Raw genomic sequence first — 18,919 nt, forward strand, 5'->3', positions numbered from 1 at the left:
AATGGACACAGCGTGAGCGGGTCAGGCCCGGAGGCGGGAGCGGAGCGTAGCCACGGAGGGCCCCCGCGCACGCCGAATGGACACAGCGTGAGCGGGTCAGGCCCGGAGGCGGGAGCGGAGCGTAGCCACGGAGGGCCCCCGCGCACGCCGAATGGACACAGCGTGAGCGGGACGCTGGAGCTGGACGGGCTGCGCAAGCGGTTCGGCGAGGTGACCGCGCTGGACGGGGTGGGGTTCGCGGTGGCGCCGGGCGAGATCTTCGGGTTCGTCGGGAGCAATGGCGCGGGCAAGACCACGACGATGCGAATCGTGCTCGGCGTGCTCGCCGCCGACGCGGGCAGCGTGCGGCTCGGCGACAAGCCGGTGGACGCGGCGCTGCGCCGCAGCATCGGCTACATGCCGGAGGAGCGCGGGCTCTACCCCAAGATGAAGGTGGGCGAGCAGCTCACCTACCTGGCCGAGCTGCACGGCTCGAGCGCGGCCGACGCCCGCTCGGCGGTGCGGCACTGGACCGAGCGGCTCGGGGTGGCCGACCGCGTCGGCGACACCGTCGACGCGCTGAGCCTCGGCAACCAGCAGCGAGTGCAGCTGGCCGCCGCGCTGGTGCACGACCCGGCGCTGCTCGTCCTGGACGAGCCGTTCTCCGGCCTCGACCCGGTCGCCGTCGACGTGATGAGCGCGGTGCTGCGGGAGAAGGCCGACGCCGGGGTCCCGGTCGTCTTCTCCAGCCACCAGCTGGAGCTGGTGCAGCGGCTCTGCGACCGGGTCGGGATCATCGCGGCCGGGCGCATGCGGGTGACCGGCACCGTGGACGAGCTGCGCGCGGGCGGGCAGCCCCGGCTGCTGGTGCGCGCGCCGGACGCCCCACCGGACTGGGCGGCCGGGCTGCCCGGCGTGCTCGGCTGGGAGCGCGACGGCGACCGCACCGTGCTCACCCTCGCCGCGGGCGCCGACGAGCAGGCGCTGCTCGCCGCGGCGCTGCGCACCGGCCCGGTCCGCGAATTCACCCCGCAGCAGCCGACGCTGACCGAACTGTACCGAGAGGTGGTGGCGGGATGACCGCGCCGAACCGGTGGCGCACCGTCGCCCTGATCGCCCGGCGCGAGTTCCTGGTCCAGGTACGCGCCAAGAGTTTCCTGATCAGCACCGGGGTCGTGCTGGTCGCGCTGATCGCCGGGATCGTCGGCATCGCGGCCTTCGGCGGCGGCGAGGAGGAGCGCAGCGCCACCGTCGCGGTGGTGCGGGACGACACCCTCACGCCGTATCTGGAGAGCTCCGGCGCGGCCATCGACACCGCGGTCACCGTGGCCGTGGTGCCGGACGAGGCGGCGGCGCGCGAGCGGGTCACCGCGGGGGCCGCCGATGCCGCCGTGCTGCCCGCCACCGGGGGCGCCACCGTGGTCACCGAGTCCGGACTCGACGGCGAGCTGCGCGCGATCGTGGCGAGCGCGCTGGCCGGGCACGCCCAGGAGCGGGCGCTGCTCGCCGTGGACGCGGACCCGGCGGCGGTGCGGGCCGCGGCCGACGTCCGGCTGGACGAGCAGGCCCTCGACCCGCCCGACCCGGCCGCCGGGGAGCGGGTCGCGCTCTCCATCGCGGTGGCCTTCGTGCTCTACCTGCAGATCCTGCTCTTCGGGGTGTACGTGGCGATGGGCGTGGTGGAGGAGAAGTCGAGCCGGGTGGTCGAGGTGCTGCTGGCGACGGTGCGACCGCTGCAGCTGCTCTGGGGCAAGATCATCGGGCTCGGCGGCGCCGGGCTGCTGCAGCTCACGCTGTACGGGGTGGCCGGGGTCGGCACCGCGCTGGCCACCGGGGTGCTCACGCTCACCGGCACCGCGCTGGGCACGCTGGCGGGGGCGCTCGGCTGGTTCGTGCTCGGCTACCTGTTCTTCGCGGTGCTCTACGCGGCGGCGGGCTCGCTGGTCTCCAGGCAGGAGGACGTCAACTCCACGACGACGCCGCTCACCGTGCTCATCATGGTCATGTTCGGCGTCGCCTCGGTGGCGGTGCGCGATCCGGACGGCACGCTGAGCACCACGCTGAGCTGGGTGCCTCCCTTCTCCGCCATCCTCATGCCGCTGCGGATCGCGGCCGGGGTGGCGGCACCCGCGCAGATCGTAGGCACGGTGCTGCTCATGGTCGCGGTCACCGGCGGGCTCTCGCTGCTCGCCGCGCGGGTCTACGAGCGGTCGGTGCTGCGCACCGGCGGCACCGTCTCCTGGCGGCAGGCGCTGCGCGGTTAGCGGCGCACCTCGTCGATCACCCAGCGGAACGGCGGGTGGTACATCGGGAAGGTGTGCGGGTCGCGCTGCCGCAGCTCGATCGCCGCGGCCTCGCCGCCGAGTTCGCCACGCAGGGTGAGGAGCTCGGCGGCGGGGCGCTCGACGGCGAAGCGCGCGATCGGGGCCCGGGCTGCCGGGTCGGTCAGCACCAGGGTGCCAGCCTCCGGGTCGGCGGTCGCCACCACCGGCACCAGGGTGTCGTCCATCCGCTGGTAGGCGGCGCCGCCGGTGTCGATCACCAGCCGGTGCCAGCGGTCCGGGTCGGTGCGCAGCGGGGGCAGCGCGGTGCCTGCCAGCTCGAACGCGGTGACCTCCCAGATGCCGTACAGCGCGGGCCGCGGCATGCCGTTGCCGTACTCCCGGTAGCCATCGGCGGCCGCCTGCGCCTGCCCCGCGATCAACCAGCCGACCAGCAGCAGCTGCACCGCGAGCGCGATCCGGTCGGCGCGCCGGGCGGCGAAGAGCGGCGGCGGGGTCACCGGTGCGCCCGGCCTGCCGAGGACCAGCACGCCGGCCAGGGTGCGCAGGTGCGGGAGCAGCAGGACGGCGGCGATGAGCAGCAGGTGGCCGGAGTGGATCTTGACCGGGACGTCGAAGGTCAGGTTCAGCACGAAGACCTGGGCCATGCAGACCGCGCCGAGCAGCGCGCCGAGCACCGCGGTGCGCGGCAGCACCAGCAGCAGCCCGGCCGCGATCTCGGCCAGCCCCAGCAGGATCTGGTACGTCGGCGCGGCGCCGACCTGGTTCCACAGCACGTCCATCAGCTGCTGCTCGCCGTACGGGGTGATGAGCGTGGTGAGCGTGGGGAACGGCATCTGGTTCGGCACCGCCTTGGCGAAGCCGTACAGCAGCAGCTGCCCGGCCAGCGCCAGCCGCAGCAGCACGGTGAACCAGCGGAACAGCACCGGGTAGGCGGGGCGGCGGCGGTCGAGCACCGACCAGGCGGCGGCCGCCACCACTGCGACGACCAGGTGCAGGAAGATCTGCACCCAGATGGCGGTCTGGTCGCCGCTGCCGGAGGCCCGCAGCGCCGCGTCCACGCCGAAGACGTGCGCACCGGTCCACGCCACCGGCACCTCGACCAACCGCATCTGCCAGAGCACCGCGTCGTCCGGCAGCCACTCCGCCACGACCCCCGCGTAGACGTAGAGCACCTGCGCGAAGAGCAGGAGGTAGAGCCCGAAGTAGACGACGCCGAAACGGAAGGCGATGCGGGTCAGCGGATGCCAGGCGGTCTGCACGGTCCGACGCTAGCGGCGCGGGCGGGCGGGGCGCGTCGGGGAAGCCACCCATTCCGCCCTCCGCCGGTCGGCGGATATTTCTTCCCGTTTCCCCCTGCGAGGCAACTGGAACACGTTACATTCTCCGCCGGGGGCGCGGGAGCAGGAGGTACCGGGATGGGCGACGAGGCCGACCCGACGCAGCGACACCGATTGACCGTCAGCGCAGGCGATCTCGACGACTTCGGCGCGCGGCTGACCGCGTGGCTGGACGAGCGGGTGAGCCCGGACCACCCGCCGACGGTGACCGTGACCGGCCGCCCGGAGTCCGGCGGGATGTCGAGCACCACCATCCTCTTCGACGCGCACTGGACCGTGGACGGCCGCGCCGACGGCGGCTCGTTCGTGGCCAGGATGGCGCCGGAGGCGGCGGCCTTCCCGGTCTTCCCGGAGTACGACCTGGCCGCCCAGTTCCGGGTGATCGCCGGGGTCGGCGCGGCGAGCCCGGTCCCGGTGCCGCCGCTGGTGTGGCTGGAGGAGAGCGACGCTCCGCTCGGCACCCCGTTCTTCGTCATGCGCCGGGTGGACGGGCTGGTCCCGGCGGACAACCCGCCGTACGTCTTCGTCGGCTGGCTCTTCGACGCCACGCCGGAGCAGCGCGCCGAGGTCACCAGGGCCACGGTCGAGGTGATCGCCGACGTGCACGCCATCCCGCACCCGGAGGCGCGGTTCGGGCTGCCCGCGGGGCCGGGCCAGCCGCTGCGCAGGCACGTGCAGGCGCAGCGCGCCTGGTACGAGTGGGCGCTGGCCGCCGACGGCTACCGGATCCCGATCATCGAGCGCGCCTTCGACTGGCTGGACGCGCACTGGCCCGCCGACCCCGGCCCCGCGGTGCTGTGCTGGGGCGATGCCAGGCCGGGCAACATCATCTGGGAGCAGTGGCGCCCGCTCGCGGTGCTGGACTGGGAGATGGCGGCGATCGTGCCGCGCGAGGTCGACCTGGGTTGGCTCATCTTCATCCACCGCTTCTTCCAGGACATCGCGGAGCGGTTCGAGCAGCCGGGGCTGCCGGACTTCCTGCGCCGCGCGGACGTGGTGGCGCACTACGAGTCCCGCACCGGCCACACCGTGCGCGACCTCGACTTCTACCTGGTCTACGCGGCGCTGCGGCACGCCATCGTGATGGCGCGGATCAAGCGCAGGATGATCCACTTCGGCGAGGACACCGACACCGCCGACCGGGACGACTACGTCATGCACCGGGCGAGCCTGGCCGCGCTGCTCGACGGCACCTACCGCTGGGAGTGACCGCCGTGACCGACTACGCCGCGATGCCGGGCCCGCTGGACGAGTACCCCATCCACCAGGCCCCGCTGCCGCTGGCCAGGGTGACCACCGGCGACCGCAACTTCTACGACCGCTCCTACCTGAACGCGCACGACCGGGACGGCGGCACCTTCCTGATCGCCGGGCTCGGCACCTACCCGAACCTCGGTGTGGTGGACGCCTTCCTGACCGTGCGGCGCGGGGACCGCAGGCGCGCGGTGCGGTTCTCCGACGCCATGGGCCCGCGCTCGCTGGAGCAGCGGGCGGGCGGCATCCGGTTGGAGGTGCTGGAGCCGCTGCACCGGCTGCGGCTGGTCTGCGAGCACGAGGACCTCGCCGCCGACCTCACCTGGACCGGCGCCTTCCCGGCCGTGCAGGAGCAGCCGCACCTCATGCTGGCCGGACCGCGGCCGGTGCTGGACGCCAGCCGCTTCGCCCAGGTGGGCGGCTGGGCGGGGACGCTGACGGTGGACGGCACCGAGATCGCCGTCGACCCGGCGGTGTGGACCGGGACGCGGGACCGGTCGTGGGGAATCCGGCCGGTCGGCGAGGCCGAGCCCGCCGGGCGGGCGGCGACCGAGTCCGCGGGCGGGTTCTGGTGGCTCTACGTGCCGCTGCGCTTCCCGGAGTTCGCGGTGGTGGTGATCGTGCAGGAGCTGCCGGACGGGCGGCGGACGCTGAACGACGCGCAGCGGGTGTTCCCGGACGGGCGGGTCGAGCAGTTGGGCTGGCCGCGGATCGCGATCGAGTACCGCAGCGGGACCAGGCAGCCGGTGCGGGCGCGGCTGGAGCTGACCACGCCGGACGGGACGCCGCTGCCGATCGAGGTGGAGGTCGGCGTCGGGATCGCGCTGCACGTCGGCTGCGGGTACGGCGGCGACCCGGAGTGGCAGCACGGGCAGTGGAAGGGGGCAGGGGTGGTCGTTCAGCAGCGTCTACGACCTCACCGATCCGGCGGTCGTCGCCATGGAGCCATGGGGGGTCAGCGATTTCGTGGCGCGGGCGCGGTGCGGGGATGCCGAGGGGTGGGGGCTGTTCGAGCACGCGAGCATCGGGCGGCACGATCCGAGCGGGTTCGCCGACCTCGGGTCGGTGGCGCCGTAGTCAGCGCGCGGCGGCGACGGTGACGGTGCCGCCGTACGGCGTCTTCGGGACGACCAGCGGGCCGGTGCCCGCGAGCAGGGCGGCGGCCTCGGCCACGCTCGGGAAGCGGCCGGGGTTCGGCACGTGGACCGTGGCGAGTTCGGCGGCCGGGTAGGCCAGGAGCGGGACGCCGAGGTGCTCGGCCGCCGCGCGCGGGCCCGGTTCGGCCGCGCGGGTGTCGAGGGTGGCGAGGACGGCGATCTCGTGCTCGCCGAGCACGGTGTCGATGGCGGCGAGGATGGTCGCCGCCGGTGTCCCGGGCCGGAGCCCGATGCCAACGGTCAGTGGCTCAGGCACCGATGCGGGTGGCGGCGAAAGCCGCCGCGGCGGCGGTGAAGCGGGCGATGGCGGCGGGGTCGCCCGCCGGGTGGGTGTGCAGGTAGGAGGCGTGTACCGCGGCGGTGACGGCGCCCTCGGTGACCGGGCTCCCGTCGCTGCCGCGCCACCCCCATGCGCGCGCCGATTCGCCGGCGCGGACCAGCCGGGTGCGGTGGAACTCGTGGCCGCGCACCCGCTGCCCGGCCGCCCAGAGCGGCGACCCGGTGAGCGCGACGGCGTCGCGGTAGCCCAGGGTGAGCCGGGGGCCGAACTCGGCGTCGGCGTCGATCACCCCGGCCATGCGGTGCCCGTCCAGGCTGCGCGCCAGGTAGAGCAGCCCGGCGCACTCCGCGTGCACCGGCAGCCCGGCCGCGGCGAGCGCGGCCACCTCGCCGAGCAGCGGGGTGTTCGCCGCCAGCCGCTCGGCGTGCTCCTCCGGGAAGCCGCCTGGCACGACGAGCCCCGCGGTCCCGGCGGGCAGCGGGTCGTGCAGCGGGTCGAACACCTCGACCCGCGCTCCCGCCGCCGCCAGCAGCTCGCGGTGCTCGGCGTAGCCGAAGGTGAAGGCGGGGCCGCCCGCGACCGCCACGACCGGCCGCTTCCCCGCCGGGACCCCGTAGTCGGCCAAGGCGGTGGCGGGGTCCCAGGCTTCGCCGGGGACGGCGGCGCCCGCCATGGCGGCGACGGCGGCGAGATCGACGTGGGCGGCGACCAGCTCGGTCATGGCGGCGACGGCGGCGCGGGCGGGCGCGCCGTGCTCGACGGCGGGGATGAGGCCGAGGTGCCTGGATGGCAGCTCGAGCTCGGCGAGCCGGGGCAGCGCGCCGAGCACCGGCAGCCCGACCCGGTCGCAGGCCGCGCGCAGCACCTGCTCGTGCCGCTCGCTGCCGACCCGGTTGAGGATGACGCCGCCGAGCCGGACCCCGCTGTCGTAGGTGGCGAAGCCGTGCAGCAGCGCGGCCAGCGACTGGCTGTGCCCGCGGGCATCGACCACCAGCACCACCGGCGCGCCGAGCACCCCGGCGACCTGGGCGGTCGACCCCTCCGCGATCGGCCCGGCGTGCTCGTCGATGCGCCCGTCGAAGAGCCCCATGACGCCCTCGACCACGGCGAGGTCACAGCCGCGCGACCCGTGCCGGTACAGCCCGGGCACCCGCTCGACCCCGACCAGCACCGGGTCCAGGTTGCGCCCCGGCCGCCCGGCGGCCAGCCCGTGGTACCCGGGGTCGATGTAGTCGGGCCCCACCTTGAACGGCGCCACCCGGTGCCCGGCCCGCCGCAGCGCCCCGATCAGCCCGGTGGCGAGCGTGGTCTTGCCGCTCCCCGAGGCGGGCGCGGCCACCACCACCGCGGGCACCCCGCTCATCGCCGCGCCCCCGCGCGGGGCCGAGCGCGACCGGAGCGCTCCCGCACCGCGACCCGCCCGCCCGCACACCGCGGGCGGGCGTCGACGCGCCGATCCCCCGGCAGGCGCTCGCTCACCATTCGATCCCGCGCTGTCCCTTGCGTCCCGCATCCATGGGATGCCGGACCTTGGTCATCTCGGTCACCAGGTCGGCGGCGTCGAGCAGCGCCTGCGGGGCGTCCCGGCCGGTGATCACCACGTGCTGCTGCCCCGGCCGCTCGACCAGGGTGCGCACCACCTCGTCCACGTCGACCCAGCCCCACTTGAGCGGGTAGGTGAACTCGTCGAGCACGTAGAACCGGTGCTGCTCGGCCGCGATCCGCCGGGCGATCTCCCGCCAGCCCACCAGCGCGGCGGCCGCGTGGTCGTCCGCGCTGCCCTGCTTGCGGGTCCAGGACCAGCCCTCGCCCATCTTGTGCCACTCGACCGGGGCGCCCGCGCCGGTCTGCTCGTGCAGCGTGCCGAGGGTGCGGAACGCCGCCTCCTCGCCCACCTTCCACTTGGCGCTCTTCACGAACTGGAAGACCGCGAGGTCGAAGCCCTGGTTCCAGGCGCGCAGCGCCATCCCGAAGGCGGCGGTGGACTTGCCCTTGCCCGGGCCGGTGTGCACGGCGAGCACCGGCTGGTTGCGGCGCTGCCTGGTGGTGAGGCCGTCGTCCGGGACGGTGGCCGGGATGCCCTGCGGCACGGGATCTCCTTCGAGCGGGTCAGGCGGCGGCGCGGACGACGCCCGCGACGGCGTCGCCGGTGAGCTCGGCGAGCCGGACGCAGCCGCCGCCGAGTTCGCGGGCGAGTTCGGCGGCGAGCCCGAGCCGGACCATGCCGCGCTCGCAGTCGACCACCATGGCGGTGACGGCGTCGGCGGCCAGGCCACGAGCGGCGGCGCGGGCGCGCGGCAGCGGCTCCTGCCCGCCGGTGGCGCGGCCGTCGGTGAGCAGCACCAGCATCGGGCGGCGGCGCGGGTCACGCACCTTCTCCCTGGCGACCAGGGTCCGGGCGGCGAGCAGCCCGGCGGCGAGCGGGGTCTTGCCGCCGGTGCGCAGCCCGGCGAGCCTGCGCACCGCGATCTCCACCGACGAGGTGGGGGGCAGCACCAGCTCGGCCTCGCTGCCGCGCACGGTGATCACCGCGACCTTGTCCCGGCGCTGGTAGGCGTCGCGCAGCAGGGTGACGACGGCGCCGGTGACGGCGCCGATGCGGTCGCGCGCCGCCATCGAGCCGGAGGTGTCGACCAGGAAGATCACCAGGTTGCCCTCGCGGCCCTCGCGGTGCGCGCCGCGCAGGTCGTCCGCGGCCAACCGCAGCGGGCCGCTCACCCTGCCGCGGGCCCGCTGCCGCGGGGCGGCGGCGAAGACGGTGCCGAGCAGGTGCAGGCCGGTGCCTGCGGTGGCGGTCGGGCGGACCACGCGGCCGAGGCGGCTCTCCGCGCGGGAGCGGCGGCCGGGGGCGCCCTCGCCGATCCCGGGGACCTCCCAGCGCGGCGCGGCGACCTTGCCGGAGACCGGGGTGCCCGCGCGCCGCTCGCGGCCGCCGGTGCCGGGGCCGTCCGGCGGGGAATCGGGGTCGTCGTCGGTGCCGTCGGGGCCGGAGCGTTGCCGGCCCGAGGCCGAAGGGTCGGAGCCGTCGCCCGCCGGGTCGGCGGGATCCGGACCACTCTGCTGAGCCGCGGTGGAGCCGCCGTTACCCGCATCGCCGCGATCCGTGTGCCCCTCGGCCGGGCCGTCGGCGGAGTCGGTGCCCTCGCCGTCGCGCCCCTGCGCACCCTTGGCCGCCTCCTCGGCGGCCTCGCGCATGGCGTCGTCCAGCTGCTCCTCGGTGATCCCGGGCTCGTCGAAGGGATCCCGGCGGCGCCGGTGCGGCAGCGCCAGCTCGGCGGCGACCCGCACGTCCTCCTCGGCGACGGCGTCGGCCCCGCGCCAGGCGGCGTGCGCGGTGGCGGTGCGCGCGACGACCAGGTCCGCGCGCATGCCGTCGACGTCGAAACTGGCGCAGAGCGCGGCGATCCGGCGCAGCTCCACGTCGTCGAGCCGGACGCGCGGGAGCCGGTCGACGGCGTCGCGGATGCGCAGCGCCTCGGCGCGGTCGGCGGCGGCATAGCGCGCGGCGAACCCGGCCGGGTCGGCCTCGTAGTCGAGCCTGCGGCGCACCACCGCCATCCGGACGTCGACCTCGCGCGAGGCGGCCACGTCGACGGTGAGCCCGAACCGGTCGAGCAGCTGCGGCCGCAGCTCCCCCTCCTCCGGGTTCATCGTGCCGACCAGCACGAACTTCGCCGGGTGGGTGTGCGAGACGCCGTCCCGCTCGACGTGCACCCGGCCCATCGCCGCGGCGTCGAGCAGCACGTCGACCAGGTGGTCGTGCAGCAGGTTGACCTCGTCGACGTAGAGCACGCCGCGGTGCGCGGCGGCCAGCAGCCCCGGCCGGAAGGCCTGCTCGCCGTCGCGCAGCACCCGCTCGAGGTCGATCGAGCCGACCACCCGGTCCTCGGTGGCGCCGACCGGCAGCTCGACCAGCCGGGCCGGGCGGGAGCCGGTCTCGTCCACCACCGGGGGCAGCAGCTGCGCGAGCGCGCGCACCACGGTCGACTTGGCGGTCCCCTTCTCGCCGCGGACCAGCACGCCGCCGATCCCCGGGTGCACCGCGCACAGGATCAGCGCGAGCTGCAGCCGCTCCTGCCCGACGACCGCGGAGAACGGAAACCCCGTCTCGGCGGGCGGGACCGGATTCCCGGTCTCGATCTCTTCCATCTGGTACACCGACACGGCTTCGACTCTAGGCGTGGCGGGGCCGCCGCCGGACACCGCCTCGGCCTGCGGGCAGCGCCGAACTCACCCGCGGCGCATGGGGGTGTGCGGGATGCCGTCCTCGACGAACTCCGGGCCGTCGGCGGTGAAGCCGTGCTTGGCGTAGAGCTCGACGAGGTGGGTCTGCGCGTTCAGCCGCACGGTGTGCGTGCCGACCTCGGCCAGCGCGGCCTGCAGCAGCCGGGTGGTGTAGCCCTGGCCGCGCGCCGGCCTGGCGGTGCAGAGCCGCCCGATCCGGAACGACTTCACGCCGCCCTCGTGCTCCTCCAGCAGCCGCAGCGTGGCGATGACCGCGCCGTCGTCATCGAGCCAGAGGTGCCTGGTCTCCGGCAGCAGGTCGCGGCCGTCCAGCTCCGGGTACGCGCACTTCTGCTCGACCACGAAGATCTCCACGCGCAGCTTCAGCAGCTCGTAGAGGGTGGCGGTGTCGAGGTCCTGGGCCCATGCCCGCTTCAGCGCAACGGTCGAGATCATCGCTTCTTGCTATCACACCTGCGCGGCGGCGGCGACTCCGGCGGTGTCCAGGTTCAGCGTCTTGCTGGTCCAGCTCCAGACCTCGCGGAACAGCTCCGGGTTGTCGGAGAGCTTGACGCCGAGCGAGGGGACCATCTCGCGCAGCTTCGGGGTCCAGCCCTCGTACTCGCGCGGGAAGCAGCGCTGCAGCACGTCGATCATGGCGCTGACGCCGGTCGAGGCGCCCGGCGAGGCGCCGAGCAGCCCGGCGATCGTGCCGTCGCCCGCAGCGATCACCGCCGTGCCGAACTCCAGCACCCCGCCCATGCCTTTGCGCCGGATCACCTGGACCCGCTGGCCCGCGGTGATGAGCTCCCAGTCGCCGCCGTCGGCCCGCGGCACGAACTCGCCGAGCGTCTGCACCCGGCCCGCCTCGGACTTGAGCAGCTCGGAGATCAGGTACTTGGTCAGGCTCAGCTCGGTGACGCCGACGCCGAGCAGGGAGAACAGGTTGTCCGGGCGGATCGACTTGAACAGGTCGGTGTTCTTGCCGTCCTTGAGGAACTTGGGGGTCCAGCCCGCGTAGGGGCCGAAGAGCAGGCCGTTGCGGCCCTTGATCACCCTGGTGTCCAGGTGCGGTACCGACATGGGCGGGGCGCCGACGGCGGCCTTGCCGTACACCTTGGCGTGGTGCTGCTCGATCAGGTCGCGGTTGGTGCTGCGCAGGAACTGGCCGCTCACCGGGAAGCCGCCGAAGCCCTTGGCCTCCCTGATGCCCGCCTTCTGCAGCAGCGGGAGCGCGCCGCCGCCCGCGCCGACGAAGACGAAGCGGCTGATCAGCGTGCGGGTCTGCCTGGTGCGGACATTGCGCACCCGGACCAGCCACTGCCCGTCGGACTGCTTGGACAGGTCGAGCACCTCGTGCCCGAAGGCCAGGTCGGCGCCGGAGCCGCCGAGGTAGGCGAGCAGTTCGCTGGTGAGCGCGCCGAAGTCGATGTCGGTGCCCGCGTCGGTCCAGTTCAGCGCGACCGGGTCGGAGAAGTCGCGGCCGCGCGCCATGAGCGGCAGCCTGCGGGCGAACTCGTCCGGGCTGTCGATGTACTCCATGCCCTCGAAGAGCGGCTGCGGCGCCAGAGCGTCGTAGCGGGCGCGCAGGTAGCGCACGTTCTCCTCGCCGTGCACGAAGCTGACGTGCGGGATCGGGTTGATGAAGCGGGAGGGGTCGCCGAGCAGGCCGTTCTGCACGCCGTAGGACCAGAACTGGCGGGAGACCTGGAAGCGCTCGTTGATGTCGACGGCCTTGGTGATGTCGACGGTGCCGTCGGGGTTCTGCGGGCTGTAGTTCAGCTCGCAGAGCGCGGAGTGGCCGGTGCCCGCGTTGTTCCACGGGTCGCTGCTCTCGGCCGCGGCGGCGTCCAGCCGCTCGAAGAGCGAGATCGACCACTCGGGCTGCAACTGCCGCAGCAGTGCGCCGAGCGTGGCACTCATGATGCCTGCACCGATGAGAACGACATCGGTCTTCTGGGTCTGAGCAGCATTCGGCACGGGTGTCGACTTCCTTGTCACTCTGCGCGGTTGCCCGCGGCTTCCGGCTGGAGGTTACCCACCGTTCACCTGTGCCCAATTGTGCACCTCGGGAATCTGTGTTCCCGCAGCGAACCTGCCGAATGTGACATAGATACCTCCCGGTAGACCGGGCTCGGCCACGGCGCGGGAGCCGCGATAGATTGGGCACTGTGACGAACGAAACCTCGCTCGGCCCGGCGCGGAGCTCGTCCGGCGGCGACGCGTGGCAGCCCGATGTCCTCGGCACGAACTACCAGCAGCGCACGCTCCCGCTCGGCGCGGACCCGGACGGCGAGGGGGAGATCTTCGCCACCCTGGTGCGCTACCGCCCCGAGGAGACCGCGTCCACCCCCGCTGACGCGGAGCTGCCCGCCGTGCTCTACCTGCACGGCTTCACCGACTACTTCTTCCAGCAGCACGTGGCCGAGCACTTCGCGGGCCGCGGTCACCGCTTCTACGCGCTCGACCTGCGCAAGTGCGGCCGCTCGCTGCGGGAAGGGCAGAGCCCGCACTTCGTCACCGACCTGGCCTCCTACGACGCGGAGCTGGACGAGGCGCTGCGCATCGTGCGCGCCGAGACCGGCGCCCCGGTCCTGCTGGTGGCGCACTCCACCGGCGGGCTGATCCTGCCGCTGTGGCTGGACCGGCTGAACGCCGGGCGCGGCAGCGCGGCCGCGGGCGTGGTCGGGCTGGTGCTGAACAGCCCGTGGTTCGACCTGCAGGGCCCGGCCTACTACCGCAGCGTCGGCACCCCGGTGATCGACGTGCTCGGCCGCTTCCGCAAGACCGCGGCGCTGCCCGCTCCGGCGATCACCGCCTACGGCGACAGCCTGCACCACACGGTGTCCGGGGAGTGGGAGTACAACCTGGACTGGAAGCCGCTGAGCGGGTTCCCGGTGCGGTTCGGCTGGCTGCGCGCCATCCGCCGCGGCCACGCCAGGCTGCACCGCGGGCTGAGCATCGGGGTGCCCGCGCTCATCCTGCGTTCCCGGCTGACCAAGTTCGCCCGCGAGTACGGCCCCGCCATCGACGTGGCCGACGCGGTGCTCGACGTGGAGCAGATCCAGCGCTGGTCCGGCTGCCTGGGCGACCGCACCAACATCGTGCCGATCGAGGGCGCGCGACACGACGTCTTCCTGTCGAGCGAGAAGCCGAGGGCCGAGGCCTTCGCCGAGCTGGACAGCTGGCTGGACTGGCTGGCCGACTTCCGGACGGCCTAGCTCACCAGGGGCTGGTGCGCAGCACGATCTCGGTCGCGAACTCGTGCATCGCCTCGGCGGCGACATCGTCGACGTCCAGCTCGACCACCCGGAACTCGCCGTAGACGAAGCGGCCGGAGCCGTCGGCGACCGCGCGGGTGGTGCGCTTGGTGACCACCATGGTCACCGGCAGCTCCATCGGCCGGACCGCCGCGTCGGCGACGGCGCCCGCGGTGTCGGCGCCCGCCGGGTGCCCGGCGTCGGCGACCACCAGGCTGATGAAGCGGCCGAACGGCCCGGCGCAGAGCCGCCAGGCCAGCTCCGCGCCCGCGCCGTACCCGGCGACGTGTATGTAGGGAACGCTCAGCTGGTCGAGCACCGCGTGCAGGTCGGCGGGCTCCAGCCCCTCGACGCTCTCCGGGGTGACGGTGCGCAGGTCGGAGACGTGCAGCCGGGCGCAGACGCCGTCGAAGACATCGGGCGGGGCGCCCGCGTCCGGCAGCAGCAGCACGGTGTGCCGGGAGGACGGCCCGTCCACCCGCACCGTCCAGGAGCGGTCACCGACCGTGATCTGGCGCGCTGTCATGACCGGAAACGCTACACCGCCGCCGAACCCGCGATGCCGGGTTCGCCCGGATAGCGGGTCGCTCAGGAGAGCAGCCGCATCCCGGCGCCGTCGCCCGCGCGCGGGTCGAAGGTGACGGTGCGCTCGCAGCCCGCCTCGGTGCTCAACTGCTCGACCAGGGCGTCGGCGAAGTCGGCGCCGTCGGCGGCGCGGCGCAGCGCCTGGCGCACCGTGTCGGCCCGCTCGACCACGATCTCGGCCGAGTCGAGCAGCCCGAGCAGCACGTCGGTGACGGCCTCCGGGCTCTGCCGGTAGCCGCGGCGCAGCACCCAGTAGATCTCGGCGAGCACCAGCATGGTGACGTAGCCGGGGTCGCCCTCGGTGAGCTCGTCGATCACGGCATTGGCCAGGGCGGACTGCTCCGGGTCGTCCTGGGTCAGGTAGCGGACCAGGACATTGGCGTCGAGGCCGATCATCCGCGCGGCCGTTCCACCACGTTGCCCGCGACGGCGGCGTCCATCTCGGCCAACTCCAGCGGCGCCGCGTTCCAGCCGACGATGCCCTTGAGCGCCTTGACCGTCCTGGTCTCCGGCACCAGCTCGTAGGTGCCGTTCGGGGTGGGCACGAAGGCCACCCTGACCCCCGCGCGCAGCCCCATGGCCACCCGGACGTCGACCGGAATCGTGATCTGCCCCTTGCTGGTCACCGCCGCCGACACCACCGGCCCGCCGCGCTTGCGCTCCGCCACCGCACCCCTCCTTACGAACCCCACCGTTCCTTACCAGAACGTAAGGGGCGCTGCCCGGTTCGTCAACAGGGGGCGGTCAGGCCGCTGCCGATCACCGGAAGCCCAGCGGGCGCGCCCGCGGCGAGCAGCCGCTCCAGCGCGGGCAGGTCGGCGTGCTCGGTCACCAGGTCGGCGAGCAGGTCGAGCTGGGCGGTGCGCAGCGCGGCCACCGAGACGTCGGCGGCGGGCTCGAAGCCGGTGCGGCCCGCCGCGGCGGCGACGGCGCGCAGCCAGCTCCGGCGCAGCTCGTCGTTCTCCAGCAGGCCGTGCAGGTGGGTGCCCCAGATGGCGCCGCGCACACTGCCTTCCCGGCCGTCCGCCAGCTCCAGCCAGGCGGGGTCGCCGGTGCGGGTGACCCGGCCGTGGTGGATCTCGTAGCCGTGCACCGGGATCCGGCAGGCCAGCTCGCGCCCGGTGCTGCGCCGCAGCACCTTCGGGTCGGCGAAGGTGACCTCGAGGTCGAGCAGCCCGAGCCCGGCCACCCTGCCGACGCCGGACTCCACCGGATCGATGATCCGGCTGCCGAGCATCTGGTAGCCGCCGCAGATCCCGAGGATCGGCTTCCCCTCGGCGGCACGGACCGTCAGCGCCTCGGCGAGGCCGGTGCGGCGCAGCCAGGCCAGGTCGTCGACGGTGGCCTTGCTACCGGGCAGCACCACCAGATCGGCGCCCGCGAGCCGGGATGGCTCGGTCACCCAGCGCACGGCGGTGCCCGGCTCGCAGGCCAGCGCCTCCACGTCGGTGGAGTTGGAGACGCGCGGGAGCCGGATGGCGGCCACCGACAGCCACTCCCGGCCGCGCGGCGGGGCGGGGCGGCCGACCGGGGCGTCGGCGACGGTGCCGAGCGAGTCCTCGGCGTCCAGCCAGAGCTCGTCGGTGTAGGGCAGCACGCCGAGCGTCGGGCGGCCGGTGAGCGCGGTGAGCTGGTCCAGCCCCGGTCGCAGCAGCTCGACGTCGCCGCGGAACTTGTTCACCAGGAACCCCGCGATCAGCCGCTGATCGTCCGGCTCGAGCACCGCGACGGTGCCGAAGAGGTGGGCGAGCACGCCGCCGCGATCGATGTCGCCGACGACGACCACCGGCAGCCCGGCCGCGCGCGCCAGCCCCATGTTGGCGAGATCGGTGGCGCGCAGGTTGATCTCGGCGGGCGAGCCCGCCCCCTCGCAGAGCACGGCGTCGAAATCGGCGCGCAGCGCGGCGAGTTCGTCCGCGACGACCTCGCGCAGCGCGGTGCGGTGCCGGAAGTAGTCGCGGGCGCCGACGGTGTCGACGGCCCTGCCGCGCACCACCAGCTGGGAGCGGCGGTCGCCGCCCGGCTTGAGCAGGATCGGGTTGAACCGCACGCTGGGCTCCAGCCCGCAGGCGCGGGCCTGCAGGGCCTGGGCCCGGCCGATCTCCCCGCCGTCCAGCGTGACGACCGAGTTGTTGGACATGTTCTGCGCCTTGAACGGCGCCACCCGGACCCCGCGGCGGGCCAGTGCCCGGCACAGCCCGGCGACCACGGTGCTCTTCCCCGCGTCCGAGGTGGTTCCGGCGACGAGCAGCGCGCCGCCCGGCGTCACGGCAGGGTGAGGATCTCGGCGCCGGTCTCGGTGACCACGAGGGTGTGCTCGAACTGCGCGGTCCAGCGCCGGTCCTTGGTGACCACGGTCCAGCCGTCGTTCCAGATCTCGTAGTCGATGCCGCCGAGGTTGATCATGGGCTCGATGGTGAAGGTCATGCCCGGTTCGATGACCGTCTGCACCGCGGGCTGGTCGTAGTGCAGCACCACCAGGCCGTTGTGGAAGGTCGGGCCGACGCCGTGGCCGGTGAAGTCGCGCACGACGCCGTAGCCGAAGCGGTTGGCGTAGGACTCGATCACCCGGCCGACGACGTTCAGCGCGCGGCCGGGGCGGACCGCCTTGATGGCCCGCATGGTGGCCTCGTGCGTCCGCTCCACCAGCAGCCGGACCTCCTCGTCGACCTCGCCCGCCAGGTAGGTGGCGTTGGTGTCGCCGTGCACGCCGTCGATGTAGGCGGTGACGTCGATGTTCACGATGTCGCCGTCCTGGATCACGGTGGAGTCCGGGATGCCGTGGCAGATCACCTCGTTCACCGAGGTGCAGCAGGACTTGGGGAAGCCCTTGTAGCCGAGGGTGGAGGGGTAGGCGCCGTGGTCGATCATGTACTCGTGGGCGATCCGGTCCAGCTCGTCGGTGGTGACGCCGGGGGCGACGGCCTTGCCCGCCTCGGCCAGCGCCTGCGCCGCGATCCGGGAGGCGACCCGCATCTTCTCGATGACCTCCGGCGTCTGCACCCAGGGCTCGGAGCCCTCCACCGCGGTTCGCTTGCCCACGTACTCGGGGCGCTCGATGGCGCGCGGCACCTCCCGCTCGGGCGAGAGCGTGCCGGGAACGAGGGGCTGGCGAGTGCGCACGGACATGCGAACAGGGTAGTCCGCGTCAGCGCCCCGCGGCGGGCAGCTCCGGCATCAGCGCCGGGTCGGCGCCGGTTTCGTAGGTGTGCGCCACGATCGCCGCGCGCAGGTACCAGAGGCCGTCCATGTTCATCGGGTCCAGCCCGGTGTGCTGGGCGATCCGGCGCATCCGGTGGTCGATGGTGTTGGTGTGGATGTGCAGCGCCCGCGAGGTGCGCTGCCGGTTGCGGTCGTTGCGCAGATGCACGACCAGGGTGTTCAGCAGCTCCGGCTGCGCGCGCAGCGGGTCGAGCACCGCGGCCAGCCTGCGCCTGCCCGGCCCGGGGCGGGTGATCTGGTACTCCACCGCCAGGTCAGCCATCCGGTAGAGCCCGGCCGGGCGGTACAGCCGCTGGGCGAGGTCGAGCAGGGTGTGCGCGTCCTTCGTCGCGGCGGGCACCTCGTCGGTGAGCGCGTGCACGACGGTGCCGAGCAGCGGGACGCCCGCGGCGCGCTGCAGCCGGTCGAGCAGGTCGGCCGCGGCGGCGTCCTCCAGCCGGTCCTCCGCGAGCAGCACGGTGCCGCCCTCGGGGCCGAGCAGCGCGGGCGCCGGGCCGCCGCGCCCGGCCGCGAGCTCCATGCGCATCCGGCGCAGCCTGCGCCTGGCCTCGTGCTCGTCGCGCACCGCGGCGTCGTCCCCGGTCTCGGTGGCGACGCCGAGCGCGAGCACCGCGTAGGCGTCGGCGGTGGCGAAACCGCTGCCGCGGAGCTGCGCCGGACCCGCGTCCCCGGCGATCAGCGCGCTCGCCAGCTGCCCGCCCGCGTCGTCCCGCGCGTTGCCCTGCGCGCGCAGTTCGCGCAGGTAGCTGCCGGTGAAGGCGGTGACGAGGCGGTCGAGCACCTCGGCCAGCCGCTGCCCGGCCACCACCATGGCCCTGCTGTCCGCGCCGGTGGCGCGCCTGCCGAGCAGGTCGAGCACGAAGCGGAAGCCGAGGTGCGTGGCGTGCTGGACCGCCTCCAGGTCGACGCCCTCGGCCGCCCAGTCGCCGATCCGGGCGCGCAGCCGGTCCGGCACCTCGACGGCGGTGCCGCCCTGCAGGGCGACGGCCACCAGCTCCAGGCAGCCCCGGATCACCTCGGCGGCCTCGCGCCGGGAGGCGCCGCACGGCATGGTCGCGCCGCGCGGCTCGCCGCCGCCCGCGACGTGCCCGAGCAGCTGGTGCGAGAGCCGGGGGTCGTGGCGCAGGTACCCCGCGGCGGGCATTCCGGCGATCCTGAGTTCCCGGCTCGCGCACGGGCTGCTCGTCCGCATCCGTCCTCCGTACTATCGTGACTCAACTCTCTCAGTAATAACTGTAACTATAGGTGGACATATCCGGCTACAGATATTTTCCGCCAGCCGATCACGCCGAAAGCGGGCGTGGGGTGAAAGATTGACTCAGTATCTACTGAGACA

At 74.1% G+C, this 18,919-nt stretch carries 17 protein-coding genes and 1 pseudogene; 5 read left to right on the top strand and 13 right to left on the bottom strand.

The genetic code is table 11. The annotated features are described in order from the left end of the window. The first annotated feature begins 162 nt into the window (after window positions 1-162). Window positions 163-1,059, top strand: coding sequence for an ABC transporter ATP-binding protein (locus tag ACFUUZ_RS01080; RefSeq protein ID WP_378690978.1), 897 nt, complete (start codon window positions 163-165; stop codon window positions 1,057-1,059). Then, a complete protein-coding gene (locus ACFUUZ_RS01085; protein ID WP_378690981.1) occupies window positions 1,056-2,243 on the top strand; it encodes an ABC transporter permease in 1,188 nt (395 codons plus the stop codon). The genes ACFUUZ_RS01080 and ACFUUZ_RS01085 overlap by 4 nt, the downstream gene beginning before the upstream one ends. Here the strand turns inward: ACFUUZ_RS01085 and ACFUUZ_RS01090 are convergent. Then, window positions 2,240-3,523: a DoxX family protein gene (locus ACFUUZ_RS01090; RefSeq protein ID WP_378690983.1), complete on the bottom strand. Its 1,284-nt coding sequence runs from the start codon at window positions 3,521-3,523 to the stop codon at window positions 2,240-2,242. The two genes, ACFUUZ_RS01085 and ACFUUZ_RS01090, sit on opposite strands and share 4 nt — an antisense overlap. Before the next feature lie 156 nt (window positions 3,524-3,679). Here ACFUUZ_RS01090 and ACFUUZ_RS01095 point away from each other — a divergent pair, with 156 nt between their 5' ends. After that, window positions 3,680-4,810 (top strand): phosphotransferase family protein, encoded by a 1,131-nt coding sequence (locus ACFUUZ_RS01095; protein WP_378690986.1) that lies wholly within the window; start codon window positions 3,680-3,682, stop codon window positions 4,808-4,810. 23 nt (window positions 4,811-4,833) lie between these two features. Then, window positions 4,834-5,932 (top strand): annotated as a pseudogene (locus tag ACFUUZ_RS01100) (hypothetical protein). On the opposite strand, the gene ACFUUZ_RS01105 reads toward ACFUUZ_RS01100, so the two are convergent. From ACFUUZ_RS01105 to mqo, 6 genes are all read right to left on the bottom strand, one after another. Then, window positions 5,933-6,268, bottom strand: coding sequence for a cobalamin biosynthesis protein (locus tag ACFUUZ_RS01105; RefSeq protein ID WP_378690989.1), 336 nt, complete (start codon window positions 6,266-6,268; stop codon window positions 5,933-5,935). Beyond that, window positions 6,261-7,655: a cobyrinate a,c-diamide synthase gene (locus ACFUUZ_RS01110; RefSeq protein WP_378690992.1), complete on the bottom strand. Its 1,395-nt coding sequence runs from the start codon at window positions 7,653-7,655 to the stop codon at window positions 6,261-6,263. Before ACFUUZ_RS01110 ends, ACFUUZ_RS01105 begins: the two co-directional genes overlap by 8 nt. Before the next feature lie 112 nt (window positions 7,656-7,767). Next, window positions 7,768-8,382 (bottom strand): cob(I)yrinic acid a,c-diamide adenosyltransferase, encoded by a 615-nt coding sequence (gene cobO / locus ACFUUZ_RS01115; RefSeq protein WP_378690995.1) that lies wholly within the window; start codon window positions 8,380-8,382, stop codon window positions 7,768-7,770. Between the two features lie 19 nt (window positions 8,383-8,401). Next, entirely contained in the window at window positions 8,402-10,441 is a 2,040-nt protein-coding gene (locus tag ACFUUZ_RS01120; RefSeq protein ID WP_378691496.1) for a VWA domain-containing protein, read from the bottom strand. 81 nt (window positions 10,442-10,522) lie between these two features. Then, the gene (locus ACFUUZ_RS01125; protein ID WP_378690997.1) at window positions 10,523-10,972 is read right to left on the bottom strand and encodes a GNAT family N-acetyltransferase; all 450 of its coding nucleotides are present in this window, start codon (window positions 10,970-10,972) and stop codon (window positions 10,523-10,525) included. Between the two features lie 12 nt (window positions 10,973-10,984). Then, window positions 10,985-12,439: a malate dehydrogenase (quinone) gene (gene mqo, locus ACFUUZ_RS01130; RefSeq protein WP_378691000.1), complete on the bottom strand. Its 1,455-nt coding sequence runs from the start codon at window positions 12,437-12,439 to the stop codon at window positions 10,985-10,987. A gap of 248 nt (window positions 12,440-12,687) precedes the next feature. Between mqo and ACFUUZ_RS01135 the strand changes: the two genes are divergently transcribed. Continuing rightward, entirely contained in the window at window positions 12,688-13,737 is a 1,050-nt protein-coding gene (locus ACFUUZ_RS01135; RefSeq protein ID WP_378691002.1) for an alpha/beta hydrolase, read from the top strand. A gap of 1 nt (window position 13,738) precedes the next feature. Here ACFUUZ_RS01135 and ACFUUZ_RS01140 read toward each other — a convergent pair whose 3' ends face one another. The 6 genes from ACFUUZ_RS01140 to ACFUUZ_RS01165 form a co-directional block, all read right to left on the bottom strand. Further along, window positions 13,739-14,302: an alpha/beta hydrolase gene (locus tag ACFUUZ_RS01140; protein ID WP_378691004.1), complete on the bottom strand. Its 564-nt coding sequence runs from the start codon at window positions 14,300-14,302 to the stop codon at window positions 13,739-13,741. 62 nt (window positions 14,303-14,364) lie between these two features. After that, window positions 14,365-14,757: a PIN domain-containing protein gene (locus ACFUUZ_RS01145; RefSeq protein ID WP_378691007.1), complete on the bottom strand. Its 393-nt coding sequence runs from the start codon at window positions 14,755-14,757 to the stop codon at window positions 14,365-14,367. Continuing rightward, window positions 14,754-15,029: an AbrB/MazE/SpoVT family DNA-binding domain-containing protein gene (locus ACFUUZ_RS01150; protein ID WP_378691010.1), complete on the bottom strand. Its 276-nt coding sequence runs from the start codon at window positions 15,027-15,029 to the stop codon at window positions 14,754-14,756. The genes ACFUUZ_RS01145 and ACFUUZ_RS01150 overlap by 4 nt, the downstream gene beginning before the upstream one ends. A gap of 62 nt (window positions 15,030-15,091) precedes the next feature. Further along, entirely contained in the window at window positions 15,092-16,630 is a 1,539-nt protein-coding gene (locus ACFUUZ_RS01155; protein WP_378691014.1) for a cobyric acid synthase, read from the bottom strand. Next, window positions 16,627-17,490 carry a type I methionyl aminopeptidase gene (gene map / locus ACFUUZ_RS01160; RefSeq protein ID WP_378691017.1) on the bottom strand — a complete coding sequence of 288 codons (864 nt, stop codon included), beginning with the start codon at window positions 17,488-17,490 and terminating at the stop codon, window positions 16,627-16,629. Before map ends, ACFUUZ_RS01155 begins: the two co-directional genes overlap by 4 nt. A 19-nt stretch (window positions 17,491-17,509) precedes the next feature. Continuing rightward, on the bottom strand, window positions 17,510-18,775 hold the full coding sequence (locus ACFUUZ_RS01165) for a PucR family transcriptional regulator (RefSeq protein WP_378691020.1): 1,266 nt from the start codon (window positions 18,773-18,775) through the stop codon (window positions 17,510-17,512). Window positions 18,776-18,919 lie beyond the last annotated feature (144 nt).

Origin of the sequence: Nocardia sp. NPDC057353 (assembly GCF_042667085.1) — a bacterium.
Taxonomy (GTDB): Bacteria; Actinomycetota; Actinomycetes; order Mycobacteriales; family Mycobacteriaceae; genus Nocardia.